The sequence below is a fragment of the Erwinia sp. JUb26 genome, assembly GCF_003751505.1.
Lineage (GTDB): Bacteria > Pseudomonadota > Gammaproteobacteria > Enterobacterales > Enterobacteriaceae > Erwinia.
This window is the reverse complement of the sequence record NZ_RJVB01000005.1, coordinates 41220-55809: the sequence shown is the minus strand read 5'-3', so window position 1 is coordinate 55809 and position 14590 is coordinate 41220. Positions and strand designations below refer to the sequence as shown.

The 14590-nt window shown below is 57.2% G+C and carries 10 protein-coding genes; 3 read left to right on the top strand and 7 right to left on the bottom strand.

Going from position 1 to position 14590, the window contains the following annotated elements; genetic code table 11:
- Positions 1-129 precede the first annotated feature (129 nt).
- Positions 130-2466: a Tex family protein gene (locus EC836_RS13925; RefSeq protein ID WP_123334083.1), complete on the bottom strand. Its 2337-nt coding sequence runs from the start codon at positions 2464-2466 to the stop codon at positions 130-132.
- A 110-nt stretch (positions 2467-2576) separates the two neighbouring features.
- Complete coding sequence (gene greB / locus EC836_RS13920; protein ID WP_123334081.1) at positions 2577-3056, bottom strand: transcription elongation factor GreB; 480 nt, start codon at positions 3054-3056, stop codon at positions 2577-2579.
- Between the two features lie 224 nt (positions 3057-3280).
- On the opposite strand from greB, the gene ompR reads away from it, so the two are divergent.
- Both ompR and envZ read left to right on the top strand, forming a co-directional pair.
- Positions 3281-4000: a two-component system response regulator OmpR gene (gene ompR / locus EC836_RS13915; protein ID WP_001157751.1), complete on the top strand. Its 720-nt coding sequence runs from the start codon at positions 3281-3283 to the stop codon at positions 3998-4000.
- A complete protein-coding gene (envZ, locus tag EC836_RS13910) occupies positions 3997-5361 on the top strand; it encodes a two-component system sensor histidine kinase EnvZ (protein ID WP_123334079.1) in 1365 nt (454 codons plus the stop codon). The genes ompR and envZ overlap by 4 nt, the downstream gene beginning before the upstream one ends.
- A gap of 45 nt (positions 5362-5406) precedes the next feature.
- Here envZ and pckA read toward each other — a convergent pair whose 3' ends face one another.
- From pckA to EC836_RS13890, 4 genes are all read right to left on the bottom strand, one after another.
- Positions 5407-7026, bottom strand: a complete 1620-nt coding sequence (gene pckA, locus EC836_RS13905; RefSeq protein WP_123334077.1) for a phosphoenolpyruvate carboxykinase (ATP) — start codon at positions 7024-7026, stop codon at positions 5407-5409.
- A 319-nt stretch (positions 7027-7345) separates the two neighbouring features.
- Positions 7346-8224 carry an Hsp33 family molecular chaperone HslO gene (gene hslO / locus EC836_RS13900; RefSeq protein ID WP_123334074.1) on the bottom strand — a complete coding sequence of 293 codons (879 nt, stop codon included), beginning with the start codon at positions 8222-8224 and terminating at the stop codon, positions 7346-7348.
- A 23-nt stretch (positions 8225-8247) separates the two neighbouring features.
- A complete protein-coding gene (gene hslR, locus EC836_RS13895) occupies positions 8248-8649 on the bottom strand; it encodes a ribosome-associated heat shock protein Hsp15 (RefSeq protein ID WP_123334072.1) in 402 nt (133 codons plus the stop codon).
- Between the two features lie 117 nt (positions 8650-8766).
- On the bottom strand, positions 8767-10905 hold the full coding sequence (locus EC836_RS13890) for an intracellular growth attenuator family protein (RefSeq protein WP_123334070.1): 2139 nt from the start codon (positions 10903-10905) through the stop codon (positions 8767-8769).
- A gap of 402 nt (positions 10906-11307) precedes the next feature.
- On the opposite strand from EC836_RS13890, the gene nudE reads away from it, so the two are divergent.
- Positions 11308-11874 carry an ADP compounds hydrolase NudE gene (gene nudE, locus EC836_RS13885; RefSeq protein ID WP_123334691.1) on the top strand — a complete coding sequence of 189 codons (567 nt, stop codon included), beginning with the start codon at positions 11308-11310 and terminating at the stop codon, positions 11872-11874.
- A gap of 82 nt (positions 11875-11956) precedes the next feature.
- On the opposite strand, the gene mrcA is transcribed toward nudE, so the two are convergent.
- The gene (gene mrcA, locus EC836_RS13880; protein ID WP_123334068.1) at positions 11957-14512 is read right to left on the bottom strand and encodes a peptidoglycan glycosyltransferase/peptidoglycan DD-transpeptidase MrcA; all 2556 of its coding nucleotides are present in this window, start codon (positions 14510-14512) and stop codon (positions 11957-11959) included.
- Between the last annotated feature and the right edge of the window lie 78 nt (positions 14513-14590).

Sequence of the window (14590 nt, the reverse complement as noted above, 5' to 3'; positions counted from 1 at the left end):
GTGATAATCAACCAATGCGAATTTTAATGAGAGTGATTATCGCTGGTATTGATATGGCGCAATGTTGGCACGGGACAGGGGGCCGATCGTGGTAAAGAGGGCGGATCGACCGATCCGCCCGTAGAGGTGTTAGCGTTTTTTACCAAATGCGGCAGCCAGCGCGTCACCCATTGCGCTGTTGCCGGCCGGCTGTGCGACAGGGCGTTTACTGCTTTTCGCCGGGCGGGCGCTATCCCGGCTATTCGCATTGCTGCCGCTGCCGCTGCTGCCGCGACGGGCGTTCGTTTCCCCCGGCTGTTCGTCAAGACGCATGGTCAGGGCGATGCGCTTACGCTGCAAATCCACTTCCATAACCTTCACTTTGACGATATCTCCGGCTTTCACCACCTTGTGCGGATCGTCGACAAACTTGTCCGACAGGGAGGAGATATGCACCAGACCGTCCTGATGTACGCCGATGTCGACGAAGGCACCAAAGTTAGTGACGTTGGTCACCGACCCTTCCAGCACCATGCCCGGCAGCAGATCGTTCATGGTCTCCACGCCTTCGGCGAACTGCGCGGTTTTAAACTCCGGACGCGGATCGCGGCCCGGCTTTTCCAGTTCTTTGATGATGTCGCTGACGGTAGGCACACCGAAGCGCTCGTCGGTGAAATCCACCGCCTTCAGGTTGCGCAGTTCGGCGGGGTTACCCATCAGGTCGCCCAGCGACTGCCCGGTTGAGGCCAGAATCCGCTCGACGACCGGGTAGGCTTCCGGGTGAACCGTAGAGGCATCAAGCGGGTTATCCCCCTGGCTGATACGCAGGAAGCCCGCGCACTGCTCGAACGCTTTCGGCCCGAGGCGGCTAACTTTCAGCAGCTGCTGGCGGTTCTGGAAGCGGCCGTTTTCATCGCGCCAGTTGACGATATTCTGGGCGATCATTTTGCTCAGGCCCGCCACGCGGGTCAGCAGGGGTACCGACGCGGTATTCAGATCCACGCCGACGCCGTTAACGCAGTCTTCCACCACCGCATCCAGCTTTTTCGCCAGCTGGCTCTGGCTAACGTCGTGCTGATACTGGCCAACGCCAATGGATTTCGGGTCGATTTTAACCAGTTCTGAGAGCGGGTCCTGCAGGCGGCGGGCAATCGAGACCGCACCACGGATTGACACGTCCAGGTCCGGGAACTCCAGCGCGGCCAGTTCGGATGCCGAATAAACGGACGCACCAGCTTCGCTGACGATGACTTTCTGGCCCTGTACCTGCGGGAACTGTTTCTGTACGTCCAGGTAGAAGCGCTCGGTCTCGCGGGAGGCGGTACCGTTACCGATTGCGGTCAGCTCCACCTGATGTTTTGCACAGAGCGCGGCAACGGCGGAAGCCGCTTTGGCGATCTGCCCGGTATGCGGGTAGATGGTATCCGTGGCAACCAGCTTACCGGTGGCGTCAACGATCGCCACTTTCACCCCGGTGCGCAGGCCCGGATCGAGGCCCATGGTGGCACGCATGCCCGCCGGTGCTGCCATCAGCAGATCGTGCAGGTTGCGGGCGAAGACGTTAATCGCTTCATCTTCCGCACGCTCGCGCACCGTGCCCATCAGCTCGGTTTCCAGATGCAGCAGCACCTTAATGCGCCATGTCCAGCTGACCACGGCTTTACGCCACGCATCCGCAGGCGCGTTATTCAGGCGCAGGCCGAGATGATCGGTGACGATCTGCTCACCGTGGCTTTCACGCGGCGGCTCATCAAACTGCGGATCGGCGTTCAGCGACAGCTGCAGGATCCCCTCGTTGCGACCGCGAAACATCGCCAGCGCACGGTGGGAAGGCACGGTGGCCAGCGCTTCATGATGATCGAAGTAGTCACGGAACTTGGCACCTTCGTCCTCTTTACCTTCAATCACCCGCGACACCAGGTGGGCATTTTTCCACAGGTAGTCACGCACTTTCGCCAGCAGCGATGCGTCTTCGGCAAAGCGCTCCATCAGGATATAGCGCGCGCCGTCAAGGGCGGCTTTAACGTCCGCGACGCCTTTATCCGCGTCGACAAAGCCCGCTGCTCGCTGCTCGGGATCCTGCGACGGGTCCTGCCACAGCGTATCGGCCAGCGGCTCCAGCCCGGCCTCAATCGCAATCTGTCCGCGCGTGCGGCGCTTTGGTTTGTAGGGGAGGTAGAGATCTTCCAGTTCGGTTTTGCTCATCGTACCGTTGATGGCGGCGGCAAGTTCGTTGCTCAGCTTGCCCTGGTCATCGATGGATTTCAGAATCGACTGACGGCGATCTTCCAGTTCGCGCAGATACCCGAGGCGCGTTTCCAGCGTACGCAGCTGGGTATCATCCAGCCCTCCGGTCACTTCCTTACGATAGCGGGCAATAAACGGAACGGTATTGCCCTCGTCCAGCAGGCGAACAGCGGCTTCAACCTGTTCTGCTCTGGCCTTGAGTTCATCTGCAATAATGCGGTTCAGCGAATCTTTCATCATTGGGATACTTTTTTGGCTTAGGAAAATAGGGGACAGTTATACGGTTTGCAGCCGAGAAATGCCAACCCTGCGGCGGTCTAATCGTGATGCAACCGGCTATCGCCGCGTATTTAGGACTGTTCTATATAGCTGATATCGTTCACGTACCACAGTGCGTCGCCTACCGGAGTATGCACGGTGGCGGCATCGCCGACTTCCTTTTTCAGCAGCGCACGGGCCATCGGTGAGTCGATAGAGATGTAGTCGTTGCGCCCGAAGATTTCGTCATAGCCGACGATGCGGAAGCGTTTAATGTCGCCGTCGTCGTTTTCCACCTCAACCCAGGCACCGAAAAATACTTTACCGTCCTGCTGCGGTGAATAATCAACAATCCGCAGCTGCTCCAGACACTTGGTCAGATAGCGCACCCGACGGTCGATCTCGCGCAGGCGCTTTTTGTTGTACTGGTAGTCGGCGTTTTCGCTGCGGTCGCCGAGGCTGGCCGCCCAGGTCACTTTCTTTGTTACTTCCGGGCGTTCCTCACGCCACAGGTAGTCCAGCTCCTGCTTCAGCAGGTCGTAGCCGCCGCGGGTGATCAGTTTGGTTTTCATCGTTAACCCCTGATGATTTAGCGGTTTAGCCGCTGTTTGGGCTGCGAATTTTTTTGTTTTCGGACGTGATCGGCAGCGCGTTTAATGATGAATTTTAAGGATAACCTACTGTTTAATATGCTTTGTAACAATTTCAGCTACAATATAAACCATTATTGGCTGTTACATTCAGGCTTATTTTTTGAAAATATCAGCTCAGGCAATAGCGCCTTGGGAGTATCGAAATGCAAGAGAACTACAAAATTCTGGTAGTAGATGACGACATGCGTTTGCGTGCGTTGCTGGAACGTTATTTGACCGAGCAGGGTTTCCAGGTGCGTAGCGTGGCGAATGCCGAGCAGATGGATCGCTTGCTGACTCGTGAATCCTTCCATCTGATGGTGTTGGACCTGATGCTGCCTGGCGAAGACGGGCTGTCTATCTGCCGCCGTCTGCGCAGCCAGAGCAACCCGATGCCGATCATTATGGTGACGGCGAAAGGGGAAGAAGTGGACCGCATTGTTGGCCTGGAAATCGGTGCCGATGACTATATTCCTAAGCCCTTCAACCCACGCGAGCTGCTGGCCCGTATTCGCGCCGTGCTGCGCCGCCAGGCTAACGAACTGCCGGGTGCGCCATCGCAGGAAGAAGCGGTCATCGCCTTTGGTAAGTTCAAGCTGAACCTCGGTACCCGCGAAATGTTCCGCGAAGATGAGCCGATGCCGCTGACCAGCGGTGAGTTCGCGGTGCTGAAAGCGTTAGTCAGCCACCCGCGTGAACCGCTGTCGCGTGACAAGCTGATGAACCTGGCCCGTGGCCGAGAGTACAGTGCGATGGAGCGTTCTATCGACGTGCAGATTTCGCGCCTGCGCCGCATGGTAGAGGAAGACCCCGCTCATCCGCGCTACATTCAGACCGTTTGGGGCCTGGGCTACGTCTTCGTACCGGACGGCAGTAAAGCATGAGGCGATTCCGCTTCTCGCCCCGCAGTTCATTTGCCCGAACCCTGTTACTGATCGTTACCCTGCTGTTCGTCAGCCTGGTAACGACCTATTTGGTGGTTCTGAACTTCGCCATTTTGCCGAGCCTGCAGCAGTTTAATAAGGTGCTGGCTTACGAAGTGCGCATGCTGATGACCGACCGGTTACAGCTTGAGGATGGGACGCAGCTGGAAGTTCCTCCTGCGTTTCGTCGCGAAATTTATCGCGAACTGGGCATTTCACTGTATACCAATGCAGCGGCGGAAGAGAGCGGATTGCGCTGGGCGCAGCACTACGAGTTCCTCAGTCAGCAGATGGCGCAGCAGCTGGGCGGGCCGACCGATGTGCGCGTTGAGGTTAATAAGAATTCGCCGGTCGTCTGGCTGAAAACCTGGCTGTCGCCGGATATCTGGGTGCGCGTGCCGCTGACGGAAATTCATCAGGGCGACTTCTCCCCGCTGTTCCGCTACACGCTGGCGATTATGCTGCTGGCGATAGGCGGTGCCTGGCTGTTTATACGAATACAAAACCGACCCCTCGTGGAGCTGGAACACGCTGCCCTGCAGGTGGGTAAAGGCGTGATCCCGCCGCCGCTGCGCGAGTACGGCGCTTCTGAAGTGCGCTCGGTTACACGTGCATTTAATCAGATGGCGGCCGGGGTCAAGCAGCTGGCTGACGACCGTACGCTGTTAATGGCGGGGGTCAGCCACGACCTGCGCACGCCGCTGACGCGCATTCGCCTGGCCACGGAAATGATGTCGGAGCAGGACGGCTATCTGGCCGAGTCGATCAATAAAGATATCGAAGAGTGCAACGCCATCATCGAACAGTTTATCGATTATCTGCGCACCGGGCAGGAGATGCAGTTCGAGTACGCCGACCTCAACGGCGTGCTGGGCGAAGTGGTTGCGGCGGAAAGCGGCTACGAAAGAGAGATTGAGAGCGCGGTGATGCCGGTCGAACTGATGGTGGATATCAATCCGCTGGCCATCAAACGTGCGGTCGCTAACCTTGTGGTCAACGCCGCGCGCTACGGTAACGGCTGGATCAAAGTCAGCTCCGGTCGTGAGTTGCAGCGAGCCTGGTTCCAGGTTGAGGATGACGGCCCGGGGATCGAACCCGATCAGCTCAAGCACCTGTTCCAGCCGTTTGTACGCGGCGACAGCGCGCGCAGCACCAGCGGTACCGGGCTGGGACTGGCGATTGTGCAACGTATTATTGATGCCCATCAGGGCGCTCTGGATATTGGCAGAAGTGAGAAAGGCGGGCTGCTGGTCCGTGCCTGGCTTCCCCTGCCGGCATACCCTGCGCAGAGTCCTGCCGCCCTGCCGCCGCAGCGCACCTGACGGACTAAGAAGATGGACCGCATAGCGGTCCATTTTTTTGCATCGCTACAGTTTTGGCCCCGCCTTGACCAGAGCCTCACCGGCTGGGGTGTCGGTAAATTTATCGAAGTTATCAACAAACCGCTGCGCAAGGTCGCGCGCCTTTCCTTCCCATTCGGCTTCACTGCCGTAAGTATTGCGCGGATCCAGCAGGTGAGCCTCTACGCCAGGCAGCGAGAGCGGGATCTCCAGATCGAAGATGGGCAGCGTGGCGGTGTCCGCCCGATCAATTTCGCCGCTCAGAATCGCATTGATTATCGCCCGGGTGTCCTTAAGGGAAATACGTTTGCCGCTGCCGTTCCAGCCGGTGTTCACCAGCCACGCCTGAGCACCGGCGGCTTCCATTCTTTTTAACAGTACTTCGGCATACTGCGTGGGATGCAGCGTCAGGAACGCGGCACCGAAGCAGGCAGAGAAGGTGGGCGTCGGTTCGGTAATGCCGCGTTCGGTGCCGGCCAGCTTGGCGGTAAAGCCGGACAGGAAGTGGTACTGCGTTTGGTCGGCCGTCAGGCGTGATACCGGCGGCAGCACGCCGAATGCATCGGCGGTGAGGAAAATCACCTTTTTCGCATGGCCCGCTTTGGATACCGGCCTGGCGATATTCTCGATGTGGTAAATTGGGTAAGAAACGCGGGTGTTTTCCGTTTTGCTGCCGTCGTCATAGTCGACAGAACCATCAGCCCGCACCACGACGTTTTCCAGCAGCGCATCGCGGCGGATAGCGTGGTAAATTTCCGGTTCGGCCTGTTCGGACAGCTTAATGGTTTTTGCGTAGCAGCCCCCTTCAAAGTTAAAGACGCCGTCATCATCCCAGCCGTGTTCATCATCCCCAATCAGCCTGCGCAGCGGATCGGTGGAGAGCGTGGTTTTGCCGGTGCCTGACAGGCCGAAGAATACTGCCACATCGCCCTGTTCACCGACGTTTGCCGAGCAGTGCATGGCGGCGATACCCTTTAGCGGCAGCAGGTAGTTCATGATGGCAAACAGCCCTTTCTTCATTTCGCCACCGTACCAGGTGCCGCCAATCAGCTGCATCTTTTCGGTCAGGTTAAAGGCTACAAAGTTTTCCGAATTCAGCCCCTGCTGCTGCCACTCGGGATTAGTGCATTTCGCGCCGTTCATCACCACAAAATCCGGCACGAAATTCGCCAGTCCCTCAGCATCCGGACGGATAAACATGTTTTTGACGAAGTGGGCCTGCCAGGCAACTTCAGTAATAAAGCGTACGTTCAGGCGGGTATCCGGGTTGGCACCGCACCAGGTATCGACGACGAACAGGCGCTTGCCGGAAAGCTGGCGGGAAACGAGCGACTTCAGCGATTGCCAGGTTTCTGGTGAGAGGGGATGGTTGTCGTTTTTGCCTTTACCCTCGTCGCTCCACCACAGCGTGTCCCGGGTGGTTTCATCACGCACCAGATATTTGTCTTTCGGCGAACGGCCGGTAAAAATGCCGGTGTCCACGGCGACGGCACCAGACTGGGTGACGATGCCGCGTTCAAAGCCGGTTAAACCGGGTTGGGTTTCTTCCTTAAACAGCGTGTCATAATCGGGATTATGAACCACCTCAACCGTATCAGTGATGCCATAAGCGACGAGGTCCAGCGTGGTCAGGTCGTTAGCGCGCATGTAACTGCTCCTTATCTCGGTTTTTTACTACAACAAATTGTAAGGGTATTTCGAGTGCTTCACCGTGATAACCCGCAGGTTCCTGATGCGGGAGGGAGGAGACATCACGATCGCGCGCAGTGTACACCCGTCATTTGAGAGCGAAAGAGGCAGGGGAAAGAATTGAGAAGCGAAGCAGAAATCACTGAAAAGGACCGCAAAATAACGCATTAAAAGCATGTTTTTTTGCGGTTAAGGCGCGGTAAATATTAGGTAATAAAAGAGTAGCCAGACTCGCTACTCTTCTCTATTTCACCAGACTACGGCGTTGTTCAGCGAATCAATGAACCTGTTCCGCTTCGCCCGCTGAACCCTTGCGGATCGCCGCGATATCCACCGCATCATAGACATAATGGCTGCCGCAGTAGTCACAGTGCATATCAATCTTGCCGTCTTCCTGCAGAATCTGATTCACTTCCGATTCTGCCAGGGAGAGAAGCACTTCGCCGCAGCGCTCACGAGAGCAGGAGCATTTAAAGATCACGTTTTGCGGATCGTAAACGGTGACTTCTTCTTCGTGATACAGACGCCACATAACCTCGGTGGCAGGCAGGCCGAGCAGCTCTTCGGTCTTGATGGTTTCGGTCAGGGTCGCGAGGTGGTTAAACTCATCCAGCCCCGCATCCTGAGCGGGCAGTACCTGCAGCAGGATCCCTGCCGCTCCGGCTAAACCGTCGTGCTCACCGGTGCGAATGAACAACCGCGTTGGCAGTTGCTCAGAACGCATAAAGTAGTCTTCCAGGCAGGCAGCAAGGGTATCGCCCTCCAGGCCTACAACGCCCTGATAACGCTCGCCGACTTTCGGCGAGATGGTAATCACCAGGTAGCCGTTGCCGACCATCTCTTTCAGGCTGCTGCCTTCGGCGATCTCACCCTGCGTGCGGGCCACGCCGCGCATTTCCTGCTGATTGTTGCCGTTGATCACCGCCAGGTTCAGCGGGCCATCGCCCTGCAGCTGAACGGTGATGTCGCCGTCAAACTTCAGCGTAGCGGTCAGCAGGCTGGTCGCCACCAACAGTTCACCCAGGATCTGCTGAACCGGCTGTGGGTAATCGTGGCCGCTGATGATATCGCGCCAGGTCTGGGATGCGGTAACCAGCTCGCCACGCACGGCGTGGTTTTCAAACAGATAACGGTGCATTTGGTCTTGCTGGGACATATTTTTTCTCTCGTTATGGCGGATTATTCTTCGCCAGAATTTTTAAATTTCATCAGATCGCGGCGCTCTTTTTTATCCGGCCGCCGGTCAGGATGCGGCATGCTGAGCGCGTTCATTTTTCGCGCCAGCGCTACTTTTTCCCGCTTTTCAATGCTCTGTTCCGTTTCGCGATACAGCAGCTGCGCTTCCGTTGCGGGCCCACGCTTGTCGCTGACCGCCTGAATCACGACCGTGCGTTCATCGTTGCCCTGGCGCAGGGTCAGTTCAGCGGCCACTTCAACCAGCTTGCTCGGTTTGCTGCGCTGACCGTTGTAGTGGACTTTGCCACCCTCGATCATTTCGCGTGCTGCGGCGCGGGTTTTATAAAAACGCGCGGCCCAGAGCCATTTATCGAGCCGGATCCCTTCTGTGGGTTTTTCTTTCATCGCTGCTCCTGTCGGGAATCCCCTTATGTATGGGCCATTCCCGTTTCTTTCAAGCTGCAGGTGGGTATGCGTTGAGGGCGGAGATAATCAACCTTAAAAATAGCACAAATGCGAGGGTCAGAACATTGGCCGAACGGCGTGGATCTTACCCAGGGTGTGATTCAGGCAGGTATCGTAATAGCGCTGGATCTCCTGCAGGCGAATGCGATTGCGGTTCATGCGGCGCAGGGCCAGCAGCAGGTTTATCGTTATCGTTGCCGCCAGGATCAGCAGCAGCAGACTGGTGCCGAGATAGCGCCACAGCGTCACGGAATTTGGCTCGCTGTGCAGGGCGATATGCCGGGTGCCGTTGGCATCGGTGGAAATATTGGTGACGATACCGTTGGCGGTAAACGGCGTTTGCAGCAGCATGCCCGCCAGCCGCTGCAGTTCTGGCCATTGATCGGGGGCGTTATAATCAAACAGTGACACGGACGGGGCCGGATGGCTGACCAGCGAGCGGCCCTCATCGCTGTAGATCAAAAATCCGCCCGGCGGCGGGCTGTTAAGCATCTCCGCGGCGCGGCGCGTTTCGCGATAAAAGAAGGTTGATGTGGCGGTATTCACCAGATTTTCCAGCGCTTCGGCGCTCACCGGGCGCAGCAGCACGTTCATACCGTTCAGCGATCCTGAATTGGCACGGCGCACCAGCGTGGTCCAGTCTTTTGCGTTACCGAGATTAACCAGCGCATTTTTCAACCGCACGCAGTCCAGCTTCTGGCTGCACAGATCCTGGGTTTTCAACACGATATCGGAAAAATCATCCAGCAGGATCATGCCGGATTTCTGAATCGCCGTGGCCAGCTGCGGATTCAGCTTCGGGTCGGTGCTGGTCTGCGGATGGAGCTGCTGGCGCGTGGTATCCAGCAGTGCCGTCGCCTTATCGATGATATCCGACTGCGGCAGAGGCAGGGCAGGGGCGTTATTCCAGTACAGTGCCGAGCAGTCAAACGGCATAAAGGCATAGCTGCGATTTCCCTGGTAGGCCGCAGGGATAGAGCACATCCCGGTTCCCTTTACCTTCAGGCTGTCGCCCACGTGCAGCGTGGTTTTCTCCAGGTCGGCGACCTGAGTAACCTGCAGACTGTCGGTGCCTTTAATCCAGGCCATGCTGAGTTTGAGCGGCATGCTGAGCGGGATCAGCGCAATCAGCAGAACCAGCACCAGCAGCGCACAGGCTGCAAGCACCACGTTTTTTCGCCAGCGCTGAATGGGGAAGTTGCGCACCTCATCCTGCAGTGACAAAAAGCGCCCCTGGCGCACCACATGTCGGTTGAGGTAGATATCAATTTCCGTGGTTTTCCCCAGATCCTGCGCCAGATAATCCTGCCAGTGCGCAGGATAAATCAGGTCGATGCTGCCCAGAGAAATGTTACTTGCCTGCCCCTGATTCGATTCCCCGAACAGGCCCCAGCGCTTGGGTGCGCCTCTCAGGCAGTGTATTTCGCGCAGATCGCTATCCGCGGGGCGGCGGTACAGGAACCAGCAGCTCACCAGCGTCATGGTGATCCCGGCCAGCACCAGCCACGGCGTCAGCATCACCGGGCTGACCAGACTGAAGAAAAACAGCAGCAGGGCGGTGCCAATAACCAGCGCTTCACGTGTGCCTTCGGGGCGGCTTAATGCGTACTCTTCCAGGCTTTCTTTACGTACGCTCAGCAGCTCAATCGGCTCGCTTTCTGCCTTGCGGATTGAGGCATTCTGCGCCGTTGTGCGCAGCGCGGGTACCAAAACGGGCGCATCCCAGTTGTACTCCGTCAGCAGGTGTCCGTTCAACGAGATCACCAGCGGGATGGTCTGCGTTTTGATCAGCTCTACGTAGTTTTCATCGGTAATGTACTGTTCCCACTGCGGCGGCAGGTGGACTTCGACCGCATCAAGATAGTAGCGCCATTTATGCGGTTCATCCGTGGACAATCCGTAGCGGGTGATGGCGCGGGTGACCGGATAGACGTTGTTGCTTTGTGAGGTCAGAACCAGCTGTTCCTGTGCGCTGCTGGCACCGGTTGGCAATATTGTGGAGCGGCTGCGGGCCAGAGATGACAGGTAGCGTTCCACGGCCGCGCGCTCTTCGTCGCTCAGCTTACGTTGGGGCGGGCTTAAAAATGGCAGAGGCCTGGCCAGCGGTGAACGGCGGCGCAGCGTATACCAAAATACACCGCCCGCGACGATTGAGCAGGCCAGCATTGCCAGCAGTATGCTAACGAGTGTGCTCATGCTCCCCTCATTCCTGCCACAGTGCTCCTGTTACGGTTCTGGCGTACGGCTTCGGTCATCTATAAACCAATAATGGCGGGTTAAGGTCGCACTGACAATCGGTATCGAAAACATAAATAGTAATAAGAATCATAATGATAAAATCATAGCATGCCTTTCCTTGCTTAAATCTTACCAGGCATTTGCACTATTAAGAATCGGTATAATCCTATTTCCCGCGACTAAGATTGACTTTCATTAAATGATTTTCCTCATATTAACAATGATTTGTTATAAATAAGCAAAATGATCCGTGCGATGATTGGCTTCCTGATGCGGCTACCGCACAATAGTGTTAATACGGTCAGCGTTCAGCCGCGTGCGGACGATGGCGTTTATCTTCGGCTTATTCCTGGGGCCCTTATGACCAGACAATTACAGAAACCTGAAATTCTCAACGTTGAGGCCGTAGCCCGCTCGCGGTTGTTTACCGTGGAAGCGGTGGATCTGGCCTTCAGCAACGGTGCCCGACGGGTCTACGAGCGGATGCGTCCCTCCGGCCGCGAAGCCGTGATGATTGTACCGATTATCGACAATCACCTGATCCTGATTCAGGAGTATGCGGTTGGTCTGGAAAGCTATGAGCTGGGTTTCCCCAAGGGGCTGATTGATCCGGGTGAAACGCCGTTTGAGGCGGCGAACCGCGAGCTGAAAGAAGAGGCGGGCTTTGGGGCGCATCAGCTGGAACAGCTGGGTAAACTCACCATGGCACCTTCCTATTTCTCCAGCCAGATGAATATTGTGGTGGCGGAAGATCTCTATCTGGAAAAGCTGGAAGGGGATGAACCCGAGCCGCTGCCGCAGGTACACTGGCCGCTGGACAACCTGCTGGCGCTGCTGGATGAGCCTGATTTCCGCGAGGCGCGCAACGTCAGTGCGCTGTTCCTGGTGCGGGAATGGCTGGTGAAGCAGGGGCGTCTCAGCTACTGATCTGGTACGAACGCTGTTTGTTTGAGCAAAAAAAAGAAGCCGGATTTATCCGGCTTCTTGGTGTTTAAGGCGTTAATACCCGTCAGAACAGTTCGTGGGTTTCGCCATTATCCATCAGCGTGGTACCCACATCGTGAACCGAGTATTCGGTCGGCTGCGTCCCGTTGATAAAGTACTCCTGACGCGTATTGCCGCCGCCGTTAGCCAGCTTGCCGGTGCTGCGATCGATGGTCACCGACACCACACCTTCCGGCGGGGTAAGCGGCTGTACGGGGACGCCATCCAGCGCTGACTGCATATACTCATCCCAGGCAGGCTGAGCACTCTTCGCGCCGCCTTCATAGCCAGAAATCTGATCTTTGATCGCCCCGGAAGCGGTCGTGCGGCCCAGATCGCGGCGATGATCGTCAAAGCCAATCCATACTGACGTCACGACGCCCGGGCCGTAGCCGGAGAACCACGCATCTTTCGAGCTGTTGGTGGTACCGGTTTTGCCGCCGATGTCGTTACGCTTCAGGTCGCGCCCGGCACGCCAGCCGGTGCCCATCCAGCCCGGTTCACCAAAGATATTCGAGTTCAGCGCGCTCTTAATCAGGAACGACAGTGGGGTATTGATCACGTGCGGCGCGTACTGCTGGTCGCCATCCTGCTGAACCTGCTGCTGCGTCACCTGTTCAAGCTGAGGCTGCGGAACGGCATTGGTTTTACCTTCCTGCGAAACCGCGACGTTTTCCACGCTGTCCTCGCTCAGCGCCACCGCTTTTTGCGTTTCGCCGTAGATAACCGGCAGATTGCACTCGGGACAGGCCACTTTAGGCTTCGCTTCAAATATCTTACCGCCCGCTTCATTTTCAATGCGGGTGATGAAGTAAGGGTCAACCAGGAAGCCGCCGTTGGCCATCACCGAATAGCCGCGCACCATCTGCAGCGGCGTAAAGGACGCGGAGCCCAGCGCCAGGGATTCGGTATGCACGATGTTCTGCGCCGGGAAGCCAAAGCGCTGCAGATATTCCGCCGCGTAGTCAACGCCCATGGCGCGCATGGCGCGGACCATCACCACGTTCTTCGACTCGCCCAGTCCCTGACGCAGGCGAATCGGCCCGGCGTAGGTGTTAGGTGAGTTCTTAGGACGCCAGTCGGCACCCGCACCGGCATCCCAGCGGGAAATCGGCAGGTCGTTCAGGATCGAGGCCAGCGTCAGCCCGCGATCCATCGCCGCCGTATAGAGGAACGGCTTGATGTTCGACCCCACCTGGCGCAGCGCCTGGGTCGCGCGGTTGAACTTGCTCAGGGTGAAATCAAATCCGCCGACCAGCGCGCGCACCGAACCGTCGTGCGGATCGAGTGACACCAGCGAGGAGTTAACGTCAGGCACCTGCGACAGCATCCAGCCGTTATCCGCCTGGCGTACCCAGATCTGCTGACCCGGCTGCAGGACCTGATTCACGGCGCGAGGCGTTGCGCCCTGCAAGGTATCGGATTTGAACGGTCGCGCCCAGCGTACGGCGTCCAGATTCAGATCCGTGGTGCTGCCGTCGCGCATCTGCACCGTGGCAGAATCACTACTGCTTTGCGTCACCACCGCCGGGAACAGCGGGCCGTAAACCGGCAGGGACTTCAGCGTTTTCAGGATTTCCGTTTGGCCCCAGGCCGGTTCACCCGCTTTCCACAGCGCGCTGGCCGGGCCGCGATAGCCGTGGCGCATATCGTAAGCCAGCACATTGTCCTGCACCGACTTTTGCGCCGCCAGCTGCAGCTTGCGGGTGACGGTGGTGTAGACCTTATAGCCGTCGTTATAGGCATCTTCACCGTACTGTTTCACCATCTCCTGGCGCACCATTTCGGTCAGGTACGGGGCGGAGAAGGCGATTTCCGGCGCGTGATAGTTCGCCACCAGCGGCGTATTGCGGGCCTCGTCATACTGCGACTGGGTGATGTAATGCTGGTCCAGCATACGCGCCAGCACGGTATTACGGCGCTGCACGGCACGTTCGTGGGAGTAGAGCGGGTTGAAGGTTGACGGGGCCTTAGGCAGCCCGGCAATCATCGCCATTTCACTCAGCGACAGCTCATCGATGTTTTTACCGAAGTAAACCTGAGCCGCCGCACCGACACCATACGCGCGGTAGCCGAGGTAGATTTTGTTCAGGTAAAGCTCAAGGATCTCATCTTTACTCATCATCTGTTCGATGCGAACGGCAAGAAAGACCTCTTTGATTTTGCGCAGCAGCGTTTTTTCCGGACTGAGGAAGAAGTTACGCGCCAGCTGTTGCGTAATGGTACTGGCACCCTGTGAGGCATGACCGGAGACCAGCGCGATGCTGGCAGCACGGAAAATACCGATCGGGTCGACACCGTGATGCTCATAAAAACGGCTATCTTCGGTGGCGATAAACGCCTTCACCATCGTGGGGGGGATTTGTTGCAGGGTCAGCGGGATACGGCGTTTTTCTCCGTACTGCGCGATAAGCTCGTTATCGGCGCTGTAGACCTGCATTGGCGTCTGCAGACGCACGTCTTTCAGCGTGGCAACGTCAGGAAGCTGCGGCTCTATGTATTTGTATAAACCATAGATCGAGCCGGCTCCCAGCAAGATGCAACACACTGCAAGGATCAATAAATACTTTACGAACTTCACCTGATATTTCCCATTAAGAGTCGATTGGGCAGTTTATAAACAATCGCGCGGTAGTATAAAGGCAAGCCAGTACCTTGG